This window comes from Tanticharoenia sakaeratensis NBRC 103193 (assembly GCF_000963885.1).
Classification (GTDB): Bacteria; Pseudomonadota; Alphaproteobacteria; order Acetobacterales; family Acetobacteraceae; genus Tanticharoenia; species Tanticharoenia sakaeratensis.
In genome coordinates, this window is the sequence record NZ_BALE01000014.1 from 1 (window position 1) to 24,344 (window position 24,344).

General features: G+C 64.7%; 20 protein-coding genes and 1 pseudogene. 15 read left to right on the forward strand and 6 right to left on the reverse strand.

From position 1 onward, the window contains the following. Positions 1-251: 251 nt before the first annotated feature. The gene (locus B8446_RS06485; protein ID WP_048848523.1) at positions 252-722 is read left to right on the forward strand and encodes a YaiI/YqxD family protein; all 471 of its coding nucleotides are present in this window, start codon (positions 252-254) and stop codon (positions 720-722) included. Between the two features lie 159 nt (positions 723-881). On the opposite strand, the gene B8446_RS06490 is transcribed toward B8446_RS06485, so the two are convergent. Next, positions 882-1,958, reverse strand: a complete 1,077-nt coding sequence (locus tag B8446_RS06490) for a saccharopine dehydrogenase family protein (protein WP_048848475.1) — start codon at positions 1,956-1,958, stop codon at positions 882-884. A gap of 133 nt (positions 1,959-2,091) precedes the next feature. Here B8446_RS06490 and B8446_RS06495 point away from each other — a divergent pair, with 133 nt between their 5' ends. From B8446_RS06495 to B8446_RS06505, 3 genes are all read left to right on the forward strand, one after another. Continuing rightward, complete coding sequence (locus B8446_RS06495; protein ID WP_048848525.1) at positions 2,092-2,520, forward strand: Lrp/AsnC family transcriptional regulator; 429 nt, start codon at positions 2,092-2,094, stop codon at positions 2,518-2,520. A 32-nt stretch (positions 2,521-2,552) separates the two neighbouring features. Next, positions 2,553-3,581 (forward strand): glycosyltransferase family 2 protein, encoded by a 1,029-nt coding sequence (locus B8446_RS06500; RefSeq protein WP_048848477.1) that lies wholly within the window; start codon positions 2,553-2,555, stop codon positions 3,579-3,581. A gap of 555 nt (positions 3,582-4,136) precedes the next feature. Continuing rightward, positions 4,137-5,489: an MFS transporter gene (locus B8446_RS06505; RefSeq protein WP_048848479.1), complete on the forward strand. Its 1,353-nt coding sequence runs from the start codon at positions 4,137-4,139 to the stop codon at positions 5,487-5,489. Between the two features lie 54 nt (positions 5,490-5,543). Here the strand turns inward: B8446_RS06505 and B8446_RS06510 are convergent, their stop codons facing one another. Next, positions 5,544-6,392 carry a sugar phosphate isomerase/epimerase family protein gene (locus B8446_RS06510; protein WP_048848481.1) on the reverse strand — a complete coding sequence of 283 codons (849 nt, stop codon included), beginning with the start codon at positions 6,390-6,392 and terminating at the stop codon, positions 5,544-5,546. Then, positions 6,389-7,198 carry an alpha/beta fold hydrolase gene (locus B8446_RS06515; protein WP_048848483.1) on the reverse strand — a complete coding sequence of 270 codons (810 nt, stop codon included), beginning with the start codon at positions 7,196-7,198 and terminating at the stop codon, positions 6,389-6,391. The genes B8446_RS06510 and B8446_RS06515 overlap by 4 nt, the downstream gene beginning before the upstream one ends. Positions 7,199-7,305: 107 nt before the next feature. Between B8446_RS06515 and dusB the strand changes: the two genes are divergently transcribed. The 9 genes and pseudogenes from dusB to trhO all read left to right on the forward strand — a co-directional run. Continuing rightward, entirely contained in the window at positions 7,306-8,397 is a 1,092-nt protein-coding gene (dusB, locus tag B8446_RS06520) for a tRNA dihydrouridine synthase DusB (RefSeq protein WP_048848486.1), read from the forward strand. Beyond that, entirely contained in the window at positions 8,394-9,584 is a 1,191-nt protein-coding gene (locus B8446_RS06525) for a two-component system sensor histidine kinase NtrB (protein WP_048848488.1), read from the forward strand. Before dusB ends, B8446_RS06525 begins: the two co-directional genes overlap by 4 nt. 27 nt (positions 9,585-9,611) lie before the next feature. Further along, positions 9,612-11,180, forward strand: coding sequence for a sigma-54-dependent transcriptional regulator (locus B8446_RS06530; RefSeq protein ID WP_158507533.1), 1,569 nt, complete (start codon positions 9,612-9,614; stop codon positions 11,178-11,180). Beyond that, positions 11,177-13,549, forward strand: coding sequence for a sensor histidine kinase NtrY-like (locus tag B8446_RS06535; RefSeq protein WP_241767666.1), 2,373 nt, complete (start codon positions 11,177-11,179; stop codon positions 13,547-13,549). Before B8446_RS06530 ends, B8446_RS06535 begins: the two co-directional genes overlap by 4 nt. Continuing rightward, positions 13,539-14,924, forward strand: coding sequence for a nitrogen assimilation response regulator NtrX (ntrX, locus tag B8446_RS06540; RefSeq protein ID WP_048848491.1), 1,386 nt, complete (start codon positions 13,539-13,541; stop codon positions 14,922-14,924). The genes B8446_RS06535 and ntrX overlap by 11 nt, the downstream gene beginning before the upstream one ends. 63 nt (positions 14,925-14,987) lie before the next feature. After that, positions 14,988-15,260 (forward strand): RNA chaperone Hfq, encoded by a 273-nt coding sequence (gene hfq, locus B8446_RS06545; protein ID WP_048848493.1) that lies wholly within the window; start codon positions 14,988-14,990, stop codon positions 15,258-15,260. Then, entirely contained in the window at positions 15,257-16,561 is a 1,305-nt protein-coding gene (hflX, locus tag B8446_RS06550) for a GTPase HflX (RefSeq protein ID WP_048848496.1), read from the forward strand. Before hfq ends, hflX begins: the two co-directional genes overlap by 4 nt. A 32-nt stretch (positions 16,562-16,593) precedes the next feature. Beyond that, a complete protein-coding gene (locus tag B8446_RS06555; RefSeq protein ID WP_048848497.1) occupies positions 16,594-17,430 on the forward strand; it encodes an inositol monophosphatase family protein in 837 nt (278 codons plus the stop codon). Positions 17,431-17,561: 131 nt separating this feature from the next. Continuing rightward, positions 17,562-18,302, forward strand: a pseudogene (gene trhO / locus B8446_RS06560) (oxygen-dependent tRNA uridine(34) hydroxylase TrhO); the annotation flags it as partial. 101 nt (positions 18,303-18,403) lie between these two features. On the opposite strand, the gene B8446_RS06565 reads toward trhO, so the two are convergent. After that, positions 18,404-19,858, reverse strand: coding sequence for a SulP family inorganic anion transporter (locus B8446_RS06565; protein ID WP_048848498.1), 1,455 nt, complete (start codon positions 19,856-19,858; stop codon positions 18,404-18,406). Positions 19,859-20,055: 197 nt separating this feature from the next. Here B8446_RS06565 and B8446_RS06570 point away from each other — a divergent pair, with 197 nt between their 5' ends. Continuing rightward, positions 20,056-20,916, forward strand: a complete 861-nt coding sequence (locus B8446_RS06570; protein ID WP_048848499.1) for an SDR family oxidoreductase — start codon at positions 20,056-20,058, stop codon at positions 20,914-20,916. A gap of 64 nt (positions 20,917-20,980) precedes the next feature. Here B8446_RS06570 and B8446_RS06575 read toward each other — a convergent pair whose 3' ends face one another. Both B8446_RS06575 and B8446_RS06580 read right to left on the reverse strand, forming a co-directional pair. Next, complete coding sequence (locus B8446_RS06575) at positions 20,981-21,877, reverse strand: alpha/beta hydrolase family protein (protein ID WP_048848501.1); 897 nt, start codon at positions 21,875-21,877, stop codon at positions 20,981-20,983. Positions 21,878-22,142: 265 nt separating this feature from the next. After that, positions 22,143-22,811, reverse strand: coding sequence for a glutathione S-transferase family protein (locus tag B8446_RS06580; protein WP_048848503.1), 669 nt, complete (start codon positions 22,809-22,811; stop codon positions 22,143-22,145). A gap of 181 nt (positions 22,812-22,992) precedes the next feature. Between B8446_RS06580 and B8446_RS06585 the strand changes: the two genes are divergently transcribed. Then, positions 22,993-24,339, forward strand: coding sequence for an inorganic phosphate transporter (locus B8446_RS06585; protein ID WP_048848505.1), 1,347 nt, complete (start codon positions 22,993-22,995; stop codon positions 24,337-24,339). Positions 24,340-24,344 lie beyond the last annotated feature (5 nt).

Sequence of the window (24,344 nt, forward strand, 5' to 3'; positions counted from 1 at the left end):
GGCGGGCGGAGCCCCTGCCGATGACCATCCTCTATCCGCATCGCAAGCATGTCTCACGGCGTCTGCAGGCTTTTATGGAGTGGGTCGTGCCTCTCCTGAACGAGTCCCTTCAATAAGGGGTTTGTGTCGGCTTTCACGGCATGGGGACTGGCTCGCTCATGTCCGGCATGAGGGCAGTGCCAGCCATCCGCACAGCCAGGATCATGTTACCAGAGTTTGCGGTTCATCCGGCGCTGATGCAGGCTGGCGGGATGATCCGTATTTTTATCGACTCTGATGCCTGTCCGGTGAAGGACGAGGTGTATCGCGTCGCCGGACGCTATGGCCTGCACGTTTTCGTTGTCTCCAACCGAATGATCGCGGTGCCGGAATCGCCATTGATTGAGCGCGTCGTGGTAGATTCAGGACCTGACGTCGCGGATGACTGGATTGCCGAACGCGCATCGGACAGGGACATCGTCATCACGGCGGATATTCCGCTGGCGGCGCGGTGCGTCGAGAAGGGAGCGTATGTCCTCGAACCGAAGGGACGGCTCCTTGACAGTGATGCGATCGGCATGGCGCTGGCGATGCGCAATCTGATGACCGATCTGCGCTCGGCCGGCGTCATGACCCCGGGCGGGGCTGCGTTCGGGAAGACAGATCGATCCCGTTTCCTCTCGGTGCTCGATACGCTGGTTGTACGGGCACAAAAGCAACAGCCAGGCCGAAATTCCGGCTGATGTCATGCAGCCCGTTTGACCACGGGTGGCACGCCGGGTTTCGGGCGGGGGAACGACTGTTCGGATGACGAACGTGAAAGCGGAATCCGAGGGAGCCTTCCCTGTGCCGCCTCCGCCTGAAACAAACCCGACGCGCCGAACCCTGCCTCGCCCCCGCCGTCACTCCCGTCCGTAAACCTGCCCGAAGCGGTTGCCGAGGAAGCTGGCCAGCGCGATGTCCTCCTGCCGCACGAAACCTTCCTGCGGGATTGCGCCTTCCGCCAGCAGATCCAGGGTGGCGCACAGGGCGCCGGCCGTCGTCAGTGCGATTGCCGTGCGGTGTGCGCCCAGAAATTCGCGGGCGTGGATCGTGCGGGCGAACGTTTCCTGCTGCAGGCGCCCGTCGCGCTGACCCGAGACGGTCACGAACACGACGACGACGTCCTGCGTCGTGGTGGGCAGGGCGTGGGTGAAGATATCGTGCAGGATGTGACGACGCTCGGACAGGCGCAGGTCGGACAGCAGCACCTTCATCAGGTCGCGATGACCCGGATAGCGCATCGTGCGGTAATTCAGCTCCCGCACCTGCCCGTCATATGTCTCGCACAGCGAGCCCAGCCCGCCTGACGTATTGAATGCCTCGTAGGCCACGCCGTCGACGCCAAGTGTTTCGTATCCATCCATCGCGAGCACGAGTGCCCGTTTGCCGTCCACGATCGCTTCACATGGCTCGATGTATTCGTTGATGAGGCCGTCCGTGCTCCAGGTCAGGTTGTAGCCGAGCGCATTGGCCGGAAAGCGCGGCAGCGCGCCGACGCGCAGGCGGATCGTGTCCACGCTTTCGAAACGCTGGGCGATATCGTGCGCCGCAATGGAAACGAAGCCGGGTGCCAGGCCGCATTGCGGAATGAACGCGGTTCTGGCCCCTTCGGCCAGCTTGCGCACGGCACGCGTCGAGGCCACGTCCTCGGTCAGGTCGAGGTAATGAACGCCGGCTGCAGCCGCTGCTTTCGCGACGGTCTCCGTCAGGTGGAAGGGGGCTGCGGACAGCACCGCGAACTGCCCGTCCAGCGCATTGCCCAGGCCGTCCTGCGCGATGTCGATCACGCAGCGTTCGATCGCGCTGTGCAGGTCGAGCCCGCTCAGATGCGCCGCATCACGATCCACAAGGGTCACGGCATAATCCCGCGTCGCGTGGAGGAAGTCCGCGACGATGGCTCCGATCTTGCCTGCCCCGATGACCGTGATCTTCTTCATTCCGTTTTATCCCGCTCTGAACATGAATGCTTCGCGGGAAGGATGTTCGGCCGAGCGGGCGACGTGTCTCAACCGGCGATCCGACGACCGCCGAGTGTTTTCAACCGTCAGATCGTCGGCTACCGTCGTTGCAATGGCAAACGATGCGACCGACAAGGCCCTGCTCGATCTCCTGCGCCGCAATGCGCGCATGCCCACCGCGACACTGGCGCGGCGGCTCGGCCTGTCCCGCAGTACGATACAGGGGCGAATCGATCGTCTGGAACGGCAGGGGCTGATCGGCGGCTACACCATCGTGGAAACGCGCAATGCGGATGCCGTGCGGGCGCAGGTGATGGTGACGCTTACGCCGCGTCATGCGAAGTCGGTCGAGCGCGCGCTGCGCCAGATCGATGCGGTGCGCGAGCTGCATGCCGTTACCGGGCCTGCCGACATGATCGCGATGCTGGGCGCCGACAGCCCCGAGGCCCTTGATGATGCGATCGATGCGATCGGCACGATCCCGGGCGTCGAGCGCACCCACTCGGCCATGATCCTGTCGACCAAGTTGCAGCGGGCGTGACAGGAGCACCCGAACCACGCGTACGCTGCGTGATGATGCAACGCAACGAAGTGGCTCTCCTGCCCTTGTGGCTGCGTCATCACGGTTTGCTGTTCGGGTTGCCCAATCTCTGTGTGATCGACAACGGCTCGGACGATCCGGCCGTGCTGGCGACGTTGCGCAGCGCGGAGGCCCGTGGCGTTCACATTATTCGCGGCCACATGACCCCGGCCGATTTTGCCGCCAAGGGCGAGATCGTCTCCGACATCATTCGCGGCTGGGACAGGGACGCCGATTACGACCTGGCCATCCCACTCGACTGCGATGAATTCGTGGGCGTTCTGACCGACCGGCTGGCTCTCGACAGGGAGAGCATCCTGGCTGCCTGCGCGGCAGTCTGTCGCGAGCAGGGCACGTTTCTGACCAATCGCGTTCTGCTCAACATTCCGCTGCGCCCCGGCTATTTCCTGCCCCAGAGCATTCAGCGCGGGCTGTTTCGTGCCGGAACGATCGTGACGCTCGATCATGGATTCCATGCCCCTGTCAGCACGATGCCGGAACGATGGGTCCAGACACCGTTCGTGTATTTCCATATGCACAATCGTCCCGATTTCGAGGCGATCCGGGCTTTCGCGCGCCAGAAGCTGTATCACCTGACCGGCGGCGACGACCGGCGACTGGCCGAAGACCGGGCAGAAGGCGCGCACCTCGCCCACTATTTCAGGACGACAGGAGAGGCATTCGAAGCCTCGTATCGCGGGCGACCCGACATCTACATGCCGGGGTTTGTTCCCTATCTGACGGAGCTTGCCATCGATCCCGAGCCGGTGCTGGGAAGCGGCGGCATCGTGCTGCATGCGGCACCGCCGGAAGGGTATCTCGTGCACAAGAGCGATCCGGACGAACGGCGTCATGTCTTCGACCGCTTCGATGCGGACTGGTATGCGCGCGAGAATCTTGATGTCGCGACCGACAATTTTTTCGGAATCTGGCCCCTTCTGCATTTCATCATGCATGGCTGGGACGAAGGACGACGACCTCATCCGCCGGGTCTCGCGCCGATCGTGATCGAGCAGGGCTGACAGACGCCGGTATGGCGCAGAGGCGATATAAAAACCCGATCGCGCCCTTCAAAAGCACTATTGGATGACAGGAATTTAATAATCTATCCCTGCCCGATCTGAGGAGGGTGCGGCGGACCATGTGTCCGGCAACCCCACGCGGCGCATGGGGCTTTGGCGCAATGCACGACAGTCTACGCACGGATCTCGATCATTGCCTCGACCGGATTGCCATCTGCAAGCAGGACCGCCCGCAGGGGCGACATGCCTGCTTCCGGAGGAGACTTCTGGAGGATCGGGCAGGCATCCTGCGCCGCATGCTCTCACGCGCTGACCGGGACATTGCACTCCGGCGTCAGGCATCGCGCCTGCTTCGTTCCATGAAAACGCTTTGGATCGGCATGCCGAGATACCTACGAGTGCCGGTTCACTTCTCGCGCCTCAGCGCTGCTTCGTCATTCTGAAAACTGCCTGTTTCTCCGCCATGACCGCGCCCGCCGGCGTGGGGGATACGCGCCGCGCCTCGGTCGTCTGTCCGAGGTCCGCAAGCGCACATCCCGAACCGGACTTGTCGAAATGGATGCACTTGATGTTCCGCAAGCGTCTGATGGCGCGGCACTTCAGCAATCATCGTCACTCAGGCGCTTTATCCCGAAAGCCCACTCGATTTCGTGGTGGATGCTTCTTGTCACCACGGGCGCCGTCCTGATCACGTCGATCGACCGGGCCATTCTCCCGACCGTCCTGCCCGCTTTGCTGACGGACTTCCACCTCGACGCCATGCAGGGCGGCTTCCTGGTGTCCCTCAGCTTTCTGGGCAGCACGATCGGCGGCGTCATCCTCGGCATCTTCGGCGATGCCATGGGAGGCGGACCGCGCCGCGCCTGGGCATGGTGCCTGACCGTGGCGGTCGTCATCGCATCGTCAATTGCGACCGCATTCGCGAAAGGGATTTTCCTGTTCAAAGTTCTTCGGGTGACGATGGGGATCGGAACCGGCGGCCTGGAGCCGATCAACGTCGCCATGATCAGTGAATGGTGGCCTAAGGAACATCGCGGCTTTGCGGTCGGCACGCATCATACCGGCTTTCCGATCGGCCAGTTTGTCGGCCCCTTGCTGATCGCGGGCATCGTGCTGTTCGGGACGTGGCGGGAGGTCTTCCTGCTGCTGCCGCTGCTGGCCGTGCCGATCGTGGTGATGCAGATCATCCTGGCGAAATGGCAGCATCTCGACAGCGTCAATACCTGGATCACGGACAACAACCTGACGCCGTCGCTGACCCGCGACCACAAGCCTGCACCCTATCTGAAGAACCCGTTCCCGATCCTGTATCGCGTCATCCGAACCGACCGGAACGTCGCCCTCGCCGTCATCACCAATTTTCTCTTTCTTTGGACCGAGGCAGCCGTCACCGGCTTCCTGACCCTGCAGCTCACACGCGAAGTGCATGTGTCGCTCGCGGTTGCCGCGACCATTTCGGGCGCGTCAGGCATCACAGGATGGATCGGCCAGGTTGTCTGGGGCACGATCTCGGATCATCGGGGACGCAAGTTCTCGCTCAACATCATTGCGATCGGCAGCGCCGTGAGCATCTTTCTCATGGCCTATATTTCCAGCGTGCCGATGGCATGGCTTCTGCTGCTCGGCTGGGGGCTGTTCCGCAATTCCCCCTACCCTGTGCTTTACGCTGCCGTGATTGACATCGTGCCGGGATCGGCCGCATCGGGCCTGGGCCTGATGGTAGGCATCGGGCTTGGCCTGTCCGGCGTGGTCGCGGCCCCGATCGGCGGCTGGCTGATCGACCACTCGGGCTTTACGGCACATTACACGCTGCTGGCGGCACTGTGCCTGTTGGCCCTCATCCCGATCGCGATGATGCGCGAAAGCTCCGCCGGGGCTCAGGCCGAGGCGAAACTTCACACATCCTGACTGTGGACCGGGCGTGTCGGCTCCTGCATCCGGCCGACACGCCGCCCCTGGTCTCTATGTCGCAGCCCAGGCGCGTTCGAGCCCGTCGCGGCTCCGACGGATGACGTCTGCCGGATCGCCATCGTAAAGACTGTCCGGCACGTTACTCGAGAAGATCTCCACCGTGCAGGTTCCCTTGAACCCGGCGTCCCGGGTCGCGCGCAGCAATCGTCCGAGCGGGATTGCGCCATCGCCCGGGATCAGGCGATCGGTTGCGGAGAACGGCGTGCGCCAGTCACTGGCCTGCACGACGAAGATCCGGTCTCCCGCGCGCCGGATCGCGCCCTCGACATCGGGCTGCTGCCAGATATTCCAGTAATCGAGGCACAGCCCGACAGCCGGATGACCAACGGCCGCAATGATGTCCATCGCCTGGTCGATCGTCCAGATCGCGCTCTCGACATTGACCGATGTCGGATTGAGCGGCTCGACCGAAATCGTGACACCCTGTGCTTCGGCGAGCGGCGCCATATCGCGCAGATGGCGGACCGTCTCATCCATGACGCGATGCATGTTGCCGTCCGGCGCGGCGCCCGTGTTCATGACGAAGGACGCGCCCTGCGCCTCGGGCGCCAGCCGCACGATGCTGTCCCCGAACGCCGCGACACGCGCAGCGCTGTCCTCGGGCTCCGGGGCCATCCGGCTGGCAAAGAAGGTCCGGACCTTCGGCTGGACGGCGCTGATGGCAAGGCCTGCCTCCCGCGCCGCGCGCATCTGCTCCGTTACACGTGCCGGGTCGAGCTTGGCTTCGCATATCTCGATCGCACCGACGCCGAGTTCCGCGTAATGCCGCACGTCGTCCTCGAAGGACCAGGGCTGCGTGGTGAATTCATTGACGCCAAAGGCAAACGGAAACGCGCTCATCGGGCCAGAAACTCCACAACGGTGCGATTGAATTTCTCGGTCTCGTCGAGAAAGATCATGTGCGCGCTGTCCGTGAAACGGGCTTCTTCGCAGTTCGGCATATGCGCGGGCACCCAGGCCGGTCCCTTCGGATCGAGCACCGTATCCTTCTCGGCGACCATCATGAGTGCCGGAATCTGGAAATGCGGGATGACGTCGCGCCAGTCATGGACGGTATGATCCGCCATCATCGCAGCACGCGCATGAGTGGGGCTCAGCGCCATCTCGTCCAGCAGGAACCGACGTTCCTCGCCCGGGATCGGCTTCGCCGCGCAGCCGTCGAGATTACTTTCGTCGAATTCTTTAGGCGAAAGCGCGAGCTGGGTGACGGTCTCGGCAAGGCCGGCCTGATCGTAGCAGGCGGCATGACCCAGCTTCCACTTGGTGCTGAAATACTGGCGCGGTGTCTGCTGCACGAAGATTGCATCGCGCAGGCGCGTCGTGCCGAACAGCTCGAGATAGGACCAGATCACCGGACAGCCGATCGACCAGCCGAGGATCGTCACATCGTCCAAATCAAGGGCGTCCATCAGATCGCGCAGATCGGCCGCAAGGCGCGGAATCCGGTAGCCGTGATCGGGCTTGTCCGAGCGCCCATGGCCTCGCAGATCGATCGTGATGACCCGCGCGTGCTCGGCAAGGGCGGGCACGTTGCGATGGAAGAAGCGACCGGAGAACGTCCAGCCGTGGATCATGACAAGCGGCCGGCCTGAGCCGTGCTCTTCATAATACAGCCTGGTTCCGTCGTTGGCGGTGACGTGCGGCATCGGGGACCTCTTCTGACATTCTCGTGAGGACAGCGCGGCGAACCGGATACGGTTGCAGCGATCGGTGTTTGCATCGCCCGGACCGAACGCCTATTTTCGGCCGGATCATGAGCCAGTCCGCCGCCTCCGACGCACTTCTGCGCCCCATCACGCTCGGCCCTCGCGTCACCATCGCGCAGCCGGTCATCCTCGCGCCCATGTCGGGCGTGACAGACCTGCCGTTCCGCCAGCTCTCCCGCAGGCTCGGCGCGGGTCTTGTCGTGTCCGAAATGATCGCGTCATGGGCCATGATCCGCGAAAACGAGACGACGATGCGCATGGCCCAGAGCGCGCAGGACGGACCGAACGCGGTGCAGCTTGCCGGCTGCGATCCCGAGGCGATGGCGGAAGCCGCGCGCATCGCCGTCGGACAGGGTGCCGACCTGATCGACATCAATTATGGCTGCCCCGCCAAGAAGGTCGCGGTCGGTCAGCATGCCGGCTCGGCGCTGATGCGTGACGAACAACTGGCGGGCCGGATCCTCGCGGCCGTCGTGCGCGCGGTCAACGTGCCGGTCACGATGAAGATGCGCATGGGCTGGGATCATGCGTCCCTGAACGCGCCGACGCTCGGCCGCATCGCCGAGGATTGCGGCATCCGCATGGTGACGGTCCATGGCCGCACGCGGCAGATGTTCTACACCGGCACTGCCGACTGGGCGTTCGTGGCCCGCGTGAAGCAGGCGGTCTCGATCCCCGTGATCGTCAACGGCGACATCCACAACGTCGCCGATGCGCGTCAGGCGCTCGCGCAGTCCGGGGCGGACGGCGTGATGATCGGGCGTGGCTGTTACGGACGGCCCTGGCTCCCGGCGCAGGTCGCAGCCAGCCTGTGCGACGGGCGGGACGTGCCGGACCCGGACCTCGCAACCGAAAAGGCCATCGCGCTGTCGCACTACCACGCCATGCTGGAGCATTTCGGCACGCGTCCGGGCCTGCGTCTGGCCCGCAAGCATCTCTCCTGGTACTCGCAGGGGCTGCCGGATTCCGCAGGCTTCCGCTCTGCCATCAACCGGGTGGACGATGCGCCCACCGCGATCGAGATGCTGGGCGCGTTCTACGATCGCCTGATCGACGCGGGCGTGGACCGCGCGACAGCACGCTATGCCCGCGTCGGCCATCGGGACGGCGGAGCACAGGACCAGGCCGAGGCCGCATGAACGACGCGCGGGGCCGGGCTCCGCAGGCGTCGCCCGTCGCTGCGCAGGGCGTGTCCACGGCCAACGCAAGGCCGTCCTCGTCCGTCGAACTGGCCGCACTGGCCTTCGAATCGTTGCAGCCGCCCTGCCTCGTCTTCGATCGGCAGGGCCATGTCCTGCTCGCCAACGCAGGAGCGGAGCAGTTCTTCCACGTCTCGCGTGCGCGGCTGTGCCGCAGGCGCGTCATGGATCTGTTCGGCGCGGAAACGCCGTTGTCGGCCCTGCTGGACACGTATCTGTCGACCGGCCATCCGGTCATCGAGCATGCGGTCCGGCTGCGACGCGGCGACGGAGCATACGTCGAGGCGGCCATAACGCTTGCGGCGATGGACGCCGATGCGCATCCCTCAGGCGACGCACCGGCGGTTCTGACGATCCATGAATGGACGCAGGCACAGCGTCTGCGGCGGCGGCTTCGCTTCCGATCGGCCGCGCGATCCCTCAATGGTCTGTCCCGCCTGCTGGCGCGGGGCGTTCGCAATCCACTGGCGGCCGTGCGAGGCGCCGCACAGTTGCTTGAGGCGACACTGCCTGCGCCGGATCGCGACCTGGCCGTGCTGATCCGGGAAGAAGGCGATCGGATCGCAGCCTTGCTGGACCGGATCGCGGCCTTCGATCAGGGGCCGCTCGAGCGACGCCCGGTCAACCTGCACCGCGTCATGGAACAGGGTCGCGAAGCCTGTGCCGCCGAAGCGGCCGCGCGTGGTATCCGGATCGAGGAGACCTACGATCCATCGCTGCCGCCGGCCTGGGGAGATCGCGAACGACTGGTGGCAGCGGTCATCGAGCTGATGCGCAATGCCATTGCGGCCGCCACACATGTGGTGAAGCTCGGCACGGCCTTCCGTCACGGAACGGCACTGTCCCATGGTGCATCACGGACCGACCTGCCGCTCGAGATCTCGGTGCAGGACGACGGGCCGGGCATCGATCGTGCGGTGCTGCCGCATCTGTTCGCACCATTCGCAAGCCTGCGTCCCGGCATCGAGCCCGAGGACATGCGCGATGGTCTGGGTCTGGCCCATGTGGCCCAGATCGTGGACGATCACGCAGGCCTGATCGAGCTGCAGACAGGCGACGACGCCCCCGGACGACGCGGCACGATGGTTGCACTCTATCTGCCCGCGTTCGAAGACCTTACGCCCTGAATGCACGCCGCAACGCGCTTTTCACGGATGTCCGTTTCCTCCACTGGTCAGGAAAGCGGCAGGTGGTGCGGGCGTGCCCTTGCGCTGCGGCCGATCCCGGCTATCACCAACACGATCATGCCCCAGTCCGACGCCGTGTCCGCCATCCTGCCTACCGTGCTGCTGCTCGACCCGGATCGTGCGATCCGCACCGTCCTTGCGCAAGCGCTCGGCCGCGCCGGATATCAGGCGCGAGCGGCTGCATCCGTATCGGCGCTCATGGCCTGGATCGAGGATGGCGAAGGCGATCTCCTGATTGCCGATCATGCGACACTGACGTCGGGTGACGCCGCCGAGCAGATCTCATCCGCGCGGCCGGAGCTGCCGGTTCTGCGCCTGGGTGGCTCCGTGGCCGGTCCGCATGACCTGCCCAAACCGTTCGATCTGCCGCTTCTGCTCAATCGCGTTTCCGCCCTTCTGCAGGCGCCCGCGCAGTCGGCCACGATGCATGCACTGGCCCTCCGCGCGCCCTCCGCGCTGACAGGCGTTTCGTCGTCGATCGAGGAACTGCGACAAGGCGTCGCGCGCCTGTCGGCATCCGTCCTGCCGCTCATGCTGTTGGGTGAGCGAGGATGCGGGCGATCGATGGTCGTGCGCGTGCTGCACGAGAGCGGCCCACGCCGCAACGGCCCGCTGGTGATCGCGGATACGGCGGCGATCCCGCCTGCCGATCAGGTCACATGGCTGACCGGCAATACCGCGGAAGACGGCGGACTGTTCGCCCGCGCCACGTTCGGTACCCTTTATCTCGCCAATCTTCAGGCCCTGGCGCCTCAGGCGCAGGTCGCCCTGCTGACGCTGCTGCAGGATCGTGCCCATCCGCCCGATTTTCGTCTGGTGGTGTCGGCGAACGACGATCTGGCGGCGCTTGCCCGCGCGGGGCGGTTCCGTGCCGATCTGTACTACCGTCTCGACACGGTACGGCTGCGCGTCCCGCCGCTGCGCGAGCGACGCGAGGATATCGGCATTCTGGCCGCGCATTTCTGGCAGGCGGCGCATGTCGGGGCTGCCACCAGCATTACCGACGGCGCGCGCAGCCTGCTGTCCCGGCAGGACTGGCCGGGCAATCTCGATGCGCTGAAGACCGCGATCGGGCGGATCGCGAGTGTTCATCCCGGGCCGACCTTGGACGAAGCCATGGTCCGCGCCGACCTGATGGCCGAGCCGGGCCGTAATGCCGCCGAGACGGGCAGGCAGGCGCCGGTCTCGCCGAGCACGCCGGCAGCGCCTCCCTTTCCCTCCGCCCCTGCCCCGGCCGAGACGCTTCAGGCCGCGATCGGCCGCCATATCGAACATTATCTCGCGGCCCATGATCTCAGCAGTGCCGTCGAAGGACGCCTGCACGAGGAAGTCATCGCCGAGGTGGAGCGGCCGCTCATCTCCGGGGTGCTGGCCGCGACCGGTGGCAATCAGATCCGCGCCGCAGCGCTTCTGGGCATGAATCGCAACACGCTGCGCAAGCGGATCCGCGACCTCGGCATCGCAACCCGGGTCATGCGCGCGCCTGCACGTGGTCGCCGTGCCGAACCCGCGCTGGACGGGGCTGCGGAACCATGACCGGCATGCAGGTCGGCACGCGCGAGCGCGGCATGTGGCAGACCGTGCTCAAGCGCGTTGCGTCGTTGAACGTGGCGTTCCTGCTGGCCGTCATGGCGCTCGGCCTCGTCTTCACGACCTTCGTGGCGCTGGCCGGCGGGGTGTCGATCGCCCATCATCCGCAGCTCCAGGCCGTGGTGTTCGGGCTGGATCTCGTGGTGTTCGTGCTGCTCGCGGCTGTCGTGCTGGCCCGAGTCGCGCGCATGCTCGCCGATCGGAGGCGCGGGCTGGCAGGCGCGCGCCTGCATGTTCGCCTGATCACGTTCTTCGGCATCGTCAGCGTCATCCCGACGGTGCTCGTCGGTGTGCTGGCGGCCCTGTTCTTCCATTTCGGCATCCAGATCTGGTTCTCCGAACGCGTCAACACGGCCTTGACCGAAGCGCATGACGTGGCAGCGGGTTATCTTCAGGAGCACGTCGCCAATATCCGGTCGGACGCGTTTTCTATCGCCAACGACCTCGTCTCCGCCGAGCAGAACGAGATGATGCGCAACGGCGACGATCTCATCCACAATCCTAACGAACTGGCGTCGGACCTTGATGACGAGGCACTCGCCCACGGGCTGACGGAAGCCATCGTCTTCAACCCGGATTCCGATCCGGCGAAGGTGATCGCCAGTGGCGGCGTGTTTTCCCGCGTCAACATGACGCGTGACAAGCTGCCGCCGAAAACCGCGATCGCCATGGCGCGCAACAACGAGATCGCGGTGCTTGAAAGCCCCGATCAGACGACGGTGCGCGCCGTGGTGCCGTTCGGCGATGCTCCCCAGTTGATGCTCGTCATCACACGGCCGGTCGATCCGCAGATTCTGGCGCATGTACGCAAGACGGACGAGGTCGTGGCCGAATACGCCCGGCTGAATGCGAACCGCGGCAAGACCCAGTTCACGTTCGTCCTGATCTTCGCGTTGCTGACGCTGCTTGTCATGGCATGCGGCATGCTGACGGGGCTCGTTCTGGCCAACCAGATCGCCAATCCCCTCGGTCTTCTGATCCTCGCTGCGCGCCGGATCAGCGAAGGCGATCTTGGCGTTCGCGTGCCGGTCAATCCGCGTGCCGCGCCCCGCAAGGATGACGAAGTCAGCAGCCTCTCGCGCGCCTTCAACCGCATGACCGACCAGCTGGCCAGCCAGCGGAGCGAGCTGATGCTGGCCTATGACCAGATCAACGAGCGCCGGCGATTTACCGAAGCCGTACTGTCGGGTGTTTCGGCAGGCGTGATCGGCCTCGATTCGGCCCAAGTGATCGAACTGCCCAACCGCGCGGCCTCCAGCCTGCTGCATCGGGATCTGGGCGGGCGGATCGGCACGCATCTGGCCGAAATCGTCCCGGAATTCGCAGCCATGCTGGGCGAGGTCCGTGTGCAGCCACAGCATGTGCTGACCCGCGAGGTCCGCGTCGAGGCCCAGGATCAGGTTCTGGGTGACGGACCGGGGTCGATTTCCGGGCGGATCCTGCTCGTGCGGATCACCGCCGAACTGCACGGAGACGAAGTCGCCGGCTATGTCGTGACGTTTGACGACATCACGGCCCTGCTTTCCGCCCAGCGGAAGGCGGCCTGGGCCGACGTCGCCCGCCGCATCGCCCATGAAATCAAGAATCCGCTGACACCGATCCAGCTGGCCGCCGAGCGACTGAAGCGCCGCTTCCTGCGTGAGATCACGACCGATCCGGAGACGTTCAGCCAGTGCGCGGACACGATCGTGCGCCACGTCGGCGATATCGGCCGCATGGTGGACGAATTCTCGGCCTTCGCACGGATGCCGCAGCCGATCTTCCGCGAAGAGGACCTCTCGCGTCTGATCCGGGAGGCGCTGGTGCTCCAGCGCAATGCCCATCCCGAGATCGTGTTCGATACCCAGACCCTACCCGCATCCGGGCCCCGGATCCTGTGCGATCGCCGTCTCGTCAATCAGGCGCTGACGAACCTGTTGCAGAATGCGGCCGATGCCATTGCCATGGTGGAGAAAGAGGCCGATGATTCGCAGGCCGCACTTCCTGATGCGGCTGGGGCATCCCAGTCCGGGCCGATGCGCGTCTCTTCCGTGCGCGGTCACATCCGCGTGACACTCGAGACGCGTGGTACGGTCGCGATCATCGCGGTCGAGGACGACGGGATCGGATTACCGCAGGGTGATCGCCATCGCCTCACCGAGCCCTATGTGACCCACAAGGCGAAAGGTACCGGTCTGGGTCTTGCGATTGTCAAGAAGATCATGGAGGACCATGGCGGCGCGATCACGCTGTCCGACAGTACCCATGGCCGAGGAACCTTATCGACATTGACGCTGCCCATGAACGAGCACGACCGAGATCACGATGGAGCATGAGATTCTGATCGTCGATGACGAGCCGGACATCCGGCTCCTCATCGAGGGCATCCTGCGCGACGAAGGCTACGAGACCCGTGTCGCTGGCAACTCCGACGAGGCGATTGCGGCATTCCGTGCGCGCAGGCCGTCGCTCGTCATCCTCGACATCTGGCTGCAGGGGTCGAAGCTGGACGGCATCGGGATCCTCAAGGCCATGCAGGCCGAGGAACCGGGCCTGCCGACGGTCATGATCTCCGGGCACGGGACGATCGAGACGGCGGTCGCATCCCTTCAGCTCGGTGCCTATGATTTCATCGAGAAGCCGTTCCAGTCCGATCGGCTCGTCGTCGTCATCCGGCGCGCGCTCGAAGCGGCGCGGCTTGCGCGCGAGAATGCGGAACTGCGCCTGCGGGCGGGCGTCGAGACGGCCCTGTTCGGCGACGGTGCGGCGATTTCGTCCGTGCGCAGCCAGATCGATCGCGTGGCGCCCACCGGATCGCGCGTCCTGATCACTGGCCCTGCCGGAGCGGGCAAGGAAGTCGCGGCGCGCATGATCCATGCACGCTCGCGCCGCGCGGAAGGACCGTTCATCGCCCTGAACTGCGCAACACTCGCGCCGGGACGCTTCGAGGAAGAGCTGTTCGGCCTCGAAGGCCAGACGGACGGCCCGAGGCGCCGGACCGGCCTGCTGGAGCGCGCCCATCGCGGCACGCTCCTGCTGGACGAGGTCGCGGACATGCCGCTCGAGACGCAGGGCAAGATCGTGCGCGCCCTGCAGGACCAGACCTTCGAACGCGTGGGCGGCTCGACCCGCGTGAAGGTCGATGTCCGGGTGCTGGCGACGACCAACCGCGATCTTCAGGCGGAGATCGTGGCCGGGCGCTTCCGCGAGGATCTCTACTACCGCCTTGCCGTCGTGCCGTTGCGGCTGCCGTCCCTGCGCGAACGCCGCGAGGACATTCCCGGCCTCGCGCGCCATTTCCTGCAGCGCTATGCCGAGAACGCGGGGATGACGCCGCGCGAGCTGTCGGTTGATGCCATGGCGGCCCTGCAGGCCTACGAATGGCCGGGCAATGCGCGCGAGCTGCGCAATCTGATGGAACGCCTGCTGATCATGATGCCGGGTGCCAACGGCGATCCGATCCGCGCGGACATGCTGCCGCCGACGATCGGACAGGGCGCGCCGTCCATGACGCGACTGGATGCGGGTGCGGACGTCATGAGCCTGCCGCTGCGCGAGGCGCGCGACCTGTTCGAGACCCAGTATCTTCAGGTCCAGCTTCTGCGCTTCGGCGGCAACATCAGCCGGACGGCCAATTTCGTGGGCATGGAGCGCAGTGCGCTGCATCGCAAGCTCAAGCAGCTTGGCGTCACGTCGGACGATCGTAGCTAGCCGGCGTTTGGCCGCATGGCCGTCCGGTGATACGATGGCAGCCTCTTCAAGAGGCAGGAATTCGTGGCGAAAGACAGTACCCAGAACATCCAGGACGTCTTCCTCAACCAGATCCGGCGCAGCCGGGTTTCGGTGACGGTGTTCCTGGTCAATGGCGTGAAACTTCAGGGCATCGTGGCGGGATTCGACAATTTCTCGCTCCTGCTCCGCCGCGATGGCCATACCCAGCTTGTCTACAAGCACGCGATCAGCACCGTCATGCCGGCATCCCCGGTTCTGCTGGGCGATGATCCAACCGCGGACCAGGCCTCGAGGGAGCAGGACAGCACATCTTGAGTCTGCACGAGACCGCCCCCAAGGCCACCCGCGCTGCCGTTATTCTCCCGTGGGAGAAGCCGCATCCGCAGGACGAGATCAGGGCCGCCGAAGCACGGCTTGAAGAGGCCGTGGGACTGGCCGCATCCATCGGCCTCGTCATCGTGCGTCAGGCCGTGGTCCTGCTGCGCGCCCGTCGTCCAGCGACCCTGCTCGGCAGCGGACAGGTGGAGCAGCTTGCCGAGGCCGTGAAAGCCGATGACGTGACCGTCGTCATCATCGATGCCCGTCTGTCACCCGGCCAGCAGCGTAATCTCGAAAAGGCGCTGAACTGCAAGGTGATGGACCGGACCGGCCTGATCCTGGACATCTTCGGCGCGCGGGCAGCAACCCGCGAAGGCGTGCTGCAGGTCGAGCTCGCCCATCTGGAATATCAGCGCTCCCGTCTCGTGCGGTTGTGGACCCATCTCGAGCGCCAGCGTGGCGGCTTCGGCTTCCTCGGCGGCCCCGGCGAGACGCAGATCGAGGCCGACCGCCGGATGATCGGCGAACGCATCGTGCGCCTGCGCCGCGAGCTGGATCAGGTGCGGCGAACACGCGGCCTGCATCGCTCGGCCCGCCGTCGTGTACCGTTCCCGATCGTCGCCCTCGTCGGCTACACCAATGCTGGCAAGTCGACGCTGTTCAACGCCGTGACCGGTGCTGCCGTGCATGCGCAGGACCAGCTTTTCGCGACGCTCGATCCGACCATGCGCTCGCTGCGCCTGCCATCCGGCCGCCAGATCATCTTGTCCGACACGGTGGGATTCATCTCCGACCTGCCCACGGAACTGATCGCCGCGTTCCGGGCGACGCTGGAGGAGGTGTCGGAGGCGGACGTGATCCTGCATGTGCGCGATGTTGCTCATCCCGACAGCACCGCACAGCGTGCCGACGTCGTCGGGGTTCTGTCCGACATGGCGAAGGACGGCATGCTCGATCCCAACTGGCCGGAACGCACGATCGAGGTGCTGAACAAGGCCGACCTCCTAGGCGGCGTCGATGCCGTGCCGAAGCGTCCGGGTGCTGTCGCGATTTCCGCCATCACCGGCGACGGGCTGCCCGATCTGTTCGAAATGCTGGATCGTCATCTCACGGCGGCCATGCAGACCGTGCGGGTCCGGCTTGATGTCAGCGACGGTGCGGCACTGGCGTGGCTTTATGCGCACGGAGAAGTCGTGGAGCGGCTGGACCGGGAAGAAATCATCGAACTCGACGTTCGTCTGTTCGCACAGGACCGTGACCGCTTCGAGACCTATCATCCGGGGCTGATCCTGGCCTAAGACTGGGGTTTGATGGGAGGGCGTGACCGTTCATGACTGTCACCCGACATGAACTGGACCAGTTGCTGGCGATCCTGCGTGAAGCAGCCGCCATCGAGATCATGCCGCGCTTCCGCAGGCTCGATCCGACGGAAATCCATAGCAAGGGCGACCCGCTCGACCTCGTCACCTGCGCGGACGAAGGTGCCGAGCGCTTCGTGGCCGATCGCGTCGTCACGCTGTGGCCGGGCACCGCGATGGTCGGCGAGGAAGCCTGTGCCCGTGGGCCGGAGCCTCTCGCGGCATTGACCACGGCCCGACGCGCCGTCGTGCTCGACCCGATCGACGGCACGGCAAATTTCGCGGCAGGAACGCCGCTTTTCGGCGTCATGGCGGCGATCGTGGAGGATGGCCAGGTCGAGGCTTCCGCGATCCTCGATCCGGTATCGGGCGATGCGGCGCTTGCCCTGAGGCGTGAAGGCGCATGGCTTGATCGGGACGGCCGCGCGCTGCGTCCCCTGCGTGCCGCGGCACCTGCCGCGTTGTCCGCCATGGTCGGCAAGACCGCCTGGCGTTCCCTGCCCGCGGCCATGCGCGAGCAGGCCACGGGGTTCCTCGCGCGGGTCGGTGGCTTGTGGGATTATCGGTGTGCGGCCCATGAATACCTGCAGGCGGCAGACGGACACTGCCACTTCCTGATGTACACGCGCACGCTGCCTTGGGATCATCTGCCCGGCAGCCTCCTGTTGCAGGAAGCCGGCGCATATGGCGCGCATTTCGACGGCACGCCTTATACACCTGGCCATCTGAAGGGCGGCCTGCTTTACGCGCCCGATCAGGCGAGTTGGCTGACACTGCGGGACGGCATGGGGTTGAGCGGTCTTCATTAAGTGACCGCGTTCTGAAAGACCCTTGTTTCGGCTCTCGCCTCGAACCGGCTGTCATGCTTTCGCGCGAGCCTGTAAGACACGCTCATGCATGATCTGTTCTTTGCTGACGGCAATCTGGCGGGATCGTCCTCATGACGACTGACGTCAGCGCACCGATCCGGGTCGCCGCGCTCTATCGGTTCACGCCGTTCGCGGACCCGGACGCGCTACGTGGGCCGCTTCTGGACTGCTGCACGAGACTGAACGTGCGCGGCACGCTCCTCCTGGCGCATGAAGGGATAAACGGCACCATCGCGGGGACGGACAACGCCATCGCAACGGTGCTCGCCCATATCCAGACGCTTCCCGGATGTGCCGCTATCGAGGTCAAGCATTCCCGGGCCGCGAGCATGCCGTTCCAGCGGATGAAAGTGCGGCTGAAGCGCGAAATCGTCACAATGGGGCAGCCGGATATCGACCCGCTGGTGGACGTGGGTCATTACGTTGCTCCGGAAGACTGGAACAGCCTGATCGCTGATCCGGATACCGTGGTGATCGATACACGTAATAATTACGAGGTCGAATTCGGCACATTTGAAGGCGCCGTCGATCCGCAGACACGCCATTTCCGTGATTTTCCCGCCTGGTTCAGGGACAATCGCGAGCATCTGCTCGCAGGCCGGACCGCGCCGAAAATTGCGATGTTCTGCACGGGCGGCATTCGCTGCGAAAAGGCGACGGCCTTCGTCAGGGCTGAAGGCATCAATGAGGTCTATCACCTCAGGGGCGGCATCCTGAGCTATCTGGAGCACGTGCCGGCGGAGCAGAGCCTCTGGAACGGCACGTGCTTCGTGTTCGATGAGCGCGTTGGCCTCGGGCACGGTCTCGAACTCGATACGCCCGAGAAAAAAGCCGAAGACAGCTGATAGACGCAGCGCCGCACGCTGGCGGTGGAGAAACCGCGGGCCCGCCTTTGGGCAGGCCCCGACGCCCGTTACATCGCGAGCGCTTCTTCCTGCGCCTGCGAGGCCACGAGCGCGTGGCGTTCCGGATGCAGGCCGACCACATCGACCGCGACGCCATGTTTGCAGAGCCGCGCGACGATGTCGTCGAGGGTTGAGACCATGGTGATGTCGAGCACCTGCGTGTCGTTGAGGTCGATCACGACGCGCTTCGCGTCCGTGCGCAGATCGATGGCTTCACGCAGCGAATCTGCGGACGCGAAAAACAGCTGCCCGCGCACGACATAACGGTCGGTATCGCCAACACGTGCGTGGCTGACCTGAAGCATCTCCATCGCCCGCCATGCGAAGAACACGCCGCTCAACAGCACGCCTACCGCAACCCCTGCGGCCAGATCGTGTGTGACCACCACGACGGCGACAGTGACGAGCATCGTCAGGCTGGACAGTTTCGGGTGGCGCGCGAGATCGCGCAGCGAGCCCCATGAAAACGTGCTGGCCGACACCATGATCATGATCGCAACTAGTGCCGCCATCGGCACCTGCGCCACATAGCGATGCAGTGCGACCATCAGGAGCAGCAGGAACGCACCTGCCGTGAAAGTCGACAGCCGTCCGCGCCCGCCATAGCGGAGATTGCCGACGGTCTGGCCGATCATGCCGCAACCTGCGATGCCACCGAAGAGCCCGACCGCGAGGTTGGAAATGCCGAGCCCCGTGCATTCCATGCGCGGATCGCCATGCGTCTCGGTCGCGTCGTCGACAACACCCGCTGTCATCAGCGACTCCAGCAGACCCACCGCCGCCATTGCGATCGCATAGGGCAGCACGGTCTCGAACGTCCCGAGCGTCCAGTCCACATGCGGCCATGTCAGTTGCGGCAAGCCTGTCGGCAGCGTGCCCAGGTCGGCGACGACATGGACCGGCATCGGATAAGCCATGGTGATGGCGGTCAGGATCACGATGCAGATCAGGGGTGACGGGATCGCGTCGGACAGCTTCGGCAGCAGGTAGATGATGACGAGACCGAGCGCGATCAGGGCGTAGGTGTGCCACGTGACGTGCAGCATCTGCGGCACCTGGGCCGAAAAGATCAGGATCGCGAGCGCGTTGACGAAGCCGGTGCGTACCTCGTTCGAGACGAAACGCATCACGGCCTGAAGGCGCAAGAGCCCGAACACCACCTGCATCGCGCCCGCCAGCAGCGTTGCCAGCAGCATGTCCTGCACGCCGTGCGCATGAACGAGCGGCGCCGCGACAAGAGCCACGGAACCGGCCGCGCCCGAAATCATGCCGGGCCGGCCGCCCACGATGGCGATCGAGACCGAGATCACGAACGACGCGAACAGCGACACGGCAGGCGAGACGCCGGCGATGTAGGAAAACGCGATCACTTCCGGAATGAGCGCAAAGGTGCCGACCATGCCGGCCAGCACTTCGCGCACCGGATTTCGCGACCACTGGTCGCGATAACGGGCGAATGTCACGGGGAATAAGGTCCTTCGAGATCGATGGTTGACAGGGTGCGCCGTATTGGAGGGCCCGGAGCGGCAATTCATGGGCGCATGCAGTCTGCCCGCACGCAGCGATGGCCCCAGGATATTCGTAACAGCGTTCGTGAACAAGTTCGGAGGTTACGGCGTTGCGATCGCACGACAGACATGTGTGATTTCAGGAGGTCGCTGTGACCGAATTTGCCAAGCCCCCATTCAACACCCCGCTTCAGGACACGATCCCAGGCCGTACGGCAGGCATGACGCCGCAGCCGGATCATGGCGAGACGTCGTATCGGGGCTCGGGCCGCCTGTCGGGGAAAGTCGCGCTCATCACCGGCGGCGATTCCGGCATCGGGCGGGCGGTTGCCATCGGCTTCGCCCGCGAAGGCGCGGACGTTGCGATCGCCTATTTCGATGAGGAAGACGATGCGCGCGAGACGGCCTCGTGGGTCGAGAAGGCCGGTCGCAAGGCGCTGCTGCTGCCCGGCGACCTCAAGAGCCGTGATGTCTGCCGCACGGTGATCGACCGCACGGCAGAGACGTTCGGCCGGATCGACATCCTCGTGAACAACGCGGCATTCCAGGTCGAGCGCGACACGCTCGACGAAGTGACCGAGGACGAGTGGGACGAGACGTTTGCAACCAATATCGGTGCGGTGTTCCGCCTCTCACGTCTGGCCGTGCCGCACATGGTCAATGGCGGCGCAATGATCCACACGGTCTCGGTCAACGTAGACTCACCCAAGCCCAAGCTGCTTGCCTATTCCGCGACCAAGGCGGCGATCCAGAATTTCAGTGGCGGCCTCGCGCAGCTTCTGGCGGAGAAGAACATCCGCTCCAACACGGTCGCGCCGGGCCCGATCTGGACGCCGCTGATCCCGGCGACGATGGGTGGCGAACATGTGCACGAGTTCGGGGCAAGCTCGCCCATGGGACGGCCGGGCCAGCCGGTCGAACTGATTGCACCCTACGTCATGCTCGCCAGTGACGAGGCGAGCTATATTTCGGGTGCGAATATCGCCGTGACGGGTGGCGTGCCCATAATCTGACAAGGCGGCGGATCGGGGGGGCGTCCAGCTGCTCCGATCCGATGTTCTTCCAGTCAGGTTGATCTCACTGCCGCAGGTTTTCGAGCCACCGCAAAACCGTGCTCTGAAGCGCGATCCGATGATCGGAATAGCTGTGATCGGTCCGGATATGGACGATCGTCGCATCGCCCGACGCCTGTGCATTGACTGCCTGCGCCAGACGGCTTCCCACATTGGCCAGGCCGTCATCGGCGGTCACGACCAGCAGCTTCTGCCGTGACAATCCCTCCGCGTCGTCCGCGATATTCCAGGAGCCGGCATCATGTTCCGCCTCGTCCGCGAGTTTGGCGGGCGACGTGTCGAGTGACTCCATGTTGCCGGCCATGAAATCGACCAGCTTCGCATGGCCGCCGGGATAATGCCCGAATGCGCCGAAATCGGCGGCCGACAGCAGGACCACGCCGCTCAGACCCGGATTGCCGGCGCCGATCCGGGCGGCTGCCGCGCCTCCCATGCTGTGCCCGATCAGGACAGTCTGGCCTGGATCGAGATCGAGTTCATGCCCGCGGATCGGATCGCGCATGAAGTCGAGCGCTGCCTGCGCATCCTCGAAAACATGCCCGAACGAGAAAACGCCTTCACTTCCCCATGACCCGCGATAATGGAAGGTGAGCACGCTCCACCCCGCCCGACGCAGCGCATAGGCCAGATCCAGGTTCTGCTCGTTGCCGGGGAAGCCGTGATAGATGATGGCAACGGGATGCGGCCCCGGGCCCGACGGCTGCCAGATCACGCCATTCATGACGGCGCCGTGGCTTGGGATATGCACGACGATCATCCGGGCCGGGTGGGCGGGATCCGCCGGCGGATCGGCCGTTATAGCGGCCGGCGTCGCGGCGGCCGGTGGTGGTGGTGATGCGGATGCCGCAGACCACGCAACGGACCCCACAAGCAGGAGCAGCATCTTACGTGCCAGGCGCATCGTTCGCTTTGTCTCCGTCGTCCATCGCTCTTGCAGTGCCTGAATCCATTTGGACGCATGCTTGCCGATGTTCCAATATCCCAGCGACCGTCCCGCAGCGACGGCAAGACAAGTCCCGACAGCAGAAAAGCACGGTTCGGCCCTGACCGACAGACCTCGCCGGCGGACGTCAGACGTGCACTGGCTGCCGCTGCGAGCCATGCTCAACGCTCAACGCTGCAGCAGGCGCATTCTGGCCGCCCGTTCGCCCATGCTTGGGCGGACGTCAGAAATCGAACGTCAGTGCGCCGCCCTTTTCGGTCGCGCGGGCCCATGCGGGACGTGCCTCGAACCGGGCCAGCCAGTCGCGCAGCGCTGGATAGCGTTCGAGCCCATAACGCTTGCGCGCGGCCTGAAGCGGAAAACTCATGATCGCATCGGCGCCTGTCAGTTCGTTGCCTGCAAACCATGCCCGGTTGGCGAGTGCGCGGTCGAGCACGCCGAGATGCAGTGCAAGTTGCCTGTCGAGAAATGCCTTGTGCACGCCACGGTCGAACAGGTGCCCCACAGGCCGCAGGGGCCATGGCGCCTTCCGTGCGGCCATACCGACCACAAGTCCGATCAGCAGCAGCGGCATCAGCGAACCTTCCGCGTAATGCAGGTAATAGGCGTAATCGAGGCGCTCGGGCGTGTCGGCAGGCGGGCGCAGGCGGCCGTCCCCGTAATGATCGATGAGATAATCGATGATGAGACCTGTCTCGGCGACGACCGTATCCCCATCGGTCAGGACAGGAGATTTGCCGAGCGGATGCACCTCCCGTAGCGATTTCGGTGCCAGGCCGGTCCTGGGATCACGCTTGTAGAAGCGGATCTCGTAGGGAACGCCCAGCTCTTCCAGCAGGAACAAAACCCGCTGCGAGCGACTCTGATTAAGGTGGTGCAAAACGAGTGCCATGCGATCCTCATGTGGTCAGCACAGATCATGACGCACCAGGTGCGGCCTCGTTCTCCTGCTGCGTTCACGAGAGGCATAGTCGGGTGCCGATATGAAGATTTGGAGACAGCGGACGATCTTCGCTGCGAGCGTGCGTCCGAGCTTCTAAGAAACCTGCGACACGCATCGTCAGGAACCTTTCATGCTCCATCTCGCTCCCGCCTCGACCGGCTCTCTGATTGCGCTCGTTTTCTGCTTCGTACTGGTCTGCGTCTTCGAATTCGCCAACGGATTTCACGACACGGCCAATGCGGTGGCCACCGTGATCTACACGAATTCGCTGAAGCCCCGGATCGCCGTCGTCTGGTCCGGCCTGATGAATTTTCTTGGCGTGCTGCTGGGGGGCATCGCCGTTGCCTACGGTCTTGTGGAAATCCTGCCGCCCGATGTGCTGTCGCCGCCGAACGGGTTTCCCGCTGTGCCGATGCTGGTCTCCCTTTTCGGCACGGCCCTAGCCTGGAATATCCTGACCTGGTGGTTCGGCATCCCGAACTCCTCGTCGCACTGCGTCATCGGCGCACTGGTGGGGATTGCGGTGGGCGATGCCTTCATCCATGCGCGCGGGCTCAACCACAGCGTGGACTGGAGCCAGATCTACCACGTTCTCAGCGGCCTGATCGTGTCTCCGATCCTCGGCCTCGTACTGGCGCTCATCGCCTACATGATCCTGCGGGCGGTCGTGAAAATGCCCGCACTCTATCGTCCGCCGGCCGGGGGCGAGGCGCCGCATCCTGTCGTGCGTGGACTGCTGATCCTGACCTGCACGGCCGTGAGCTTCTCGCATGGCTCCAATGATGGCCAGAAGAGCATCGGCCTGATCATGCTCACGATCATCGGCCTGATGCCGGGCACGTTCGCACTCAATCCCGACCATCATGTCGACCGGACACATCTCGCGGCAGACGCCGCAGCGGCACGGCCTCTGGTTGCGGAGTTCGATACTTACAACTATCGCGCCGATGCGATTGCCTCGATCGACCGGCTTTCCTCGGCGACGCCGCTCATGCCGTCGGAAGTGCGCGGCGACGTCTATCAGGTCGTCTCGGCCCTTCGTTCGGTGGCAAGCAATCCGGCGGCTTCCGGCGCGGTCAAGGCGCAGGCCAGGCATATTACCGCCGACCTGCGGCCGAACGTCGAATATGCTCCCGTCTGGGTCCGCGCGCTGTCGGCACTTTGCCTCGGTCTCGGCACGATGATCGGCTACAAGCGCATTGTCAGAACGCTGGGCGAAGGCATCGGCAAGACGCATCTGACGCCGGCACAGGGTGCGACCTCGGAACTTGTGGGTGCAGGTCTGATCATGACCGCAAGCCATACCGGCCTGCCGGTTTCGACCACGCACGTCATCACGTCAGCCGTCGCGGGCACGATGATCGGCGCGGGCTCGGGCATCAATACAAAGACACTGGCGCGGATCGGGCTAGCCTGGGTCTTCACCCTGCCGGCCACGATCATAGGTGCTGCGGCCCTGTTCTACCTGCTGGACTGAAACGC

Bases quoted from the DNA above. Each gene is read 5' to 3' on its own strand.
- B8446_RS06485 (WP_048848523.1), top strand. From the start codon at position 252: ATGATCCGTATTTTTATCGACTCTGATGCCTGTCCGGTGAAGGACGAG.
- B8446_RS06490 (WP_048848475.1), bottom strand. From the start codon at position 1,958: ATGAAGAAGATCACGGTCATCGGGGCAGGCAAGATCGGAGCCATCGTC.
- B8446_RS06495 (WP_048848525.1), top strand. From the start codon at position 2,092: ATGGCAAACGATGCGACCGACAAGGCCCTGCTCGATCTCCTGCGCCGC.
- B8446_RS06500 (WP_048848477.1), top strand. From the start codon at position 2,553: ATGATGCAACGCAACGAAGTGGCTCTCCTGCCCTTGTGGCTGCGTCAT.
- B8446_RS06505 (WP_048848479.1), top strand. From the start codon at position 4,137: ATGGATGCACTTGATGTTCCGCAAGCGTCTGATGGCGCGGCACTTCAG.
- B8446_RS06510 (WP_048848481.1), bottom strand. From the start codon at position 6,392: ATGAGCGCGTTTCCGTTTGCCTTTGGCGTCAATGAATTCACCACGCAG.
- B8446_RS06515 (WP_048848483.1), bottom strand. From the start codon at position 7,198: ATGCCGCACGTCACCGCCAACGACGGAACCAGGCTGTATTATGAAGAG.
- dusB (WP_048848486.1), top strand. From the start codon at position 7,306: ATGAGCCAGTCCGCCGCCTCCGACGCACTTCTGCGCCCCATCACGCTC.
- B8446_RS06525 (WP_048848488.1), top strand. From the start codon at position 8,394: ATGAACGACGCGCGGGGCCGGGCTCCGCAGGCGTCGCCCGTCGCTGCG.
- B8446_RS06530 (WP_158507533.1), top strand. From the start codon at position 9,612: ATGTCCGTTTCCTCCACTGGTCAGGAAAGCGGCAGGTGGTGCGGGCGT.
- B8446_RS06535 (WP_241767666.1), top strand. From the start codon at position 11,177: ATGACCGGCATGCAGGTCGGCACGCGCGAGCGCGGCATGTGGCAGACC.
- ntrX (WP_048848491.1), top strand. From the start codon at position 13,539: ATGGAGCATGAGATTCTGATCGTCGATGACGAGCCGGACATCCGGCTC.
- B8446_RS06555 (WP_048848497.1), top strand. From the start codon at position 16,594: ATGACTGTCACCCGACATGAACTGGACCAGTTGCTGGCGATCCTGCGT.
- B8446_RS06575 (WP_048848501.1), bottom strand. From the start codon at position 21,877: ATGCGCCTGGCACGTAAGATGCTGCTCCTGCTTGTGGGGTCCGTTGCG.
- B8446_RS06580 (WP_048848503.1), bottom strand. From the start codon at position 22,811: ATGGCACTCGTTTTGCACCACCTTAATCAGAGTCGCTCGCAGCGGGTT.
- B8446_RS06585 (WP_048848505.1), top strand. From the start codon at position 22,993: ATGCTCCATCTCGCTCCCGCCTCGACCGGCTCTCTGATTGCGCTCGTT.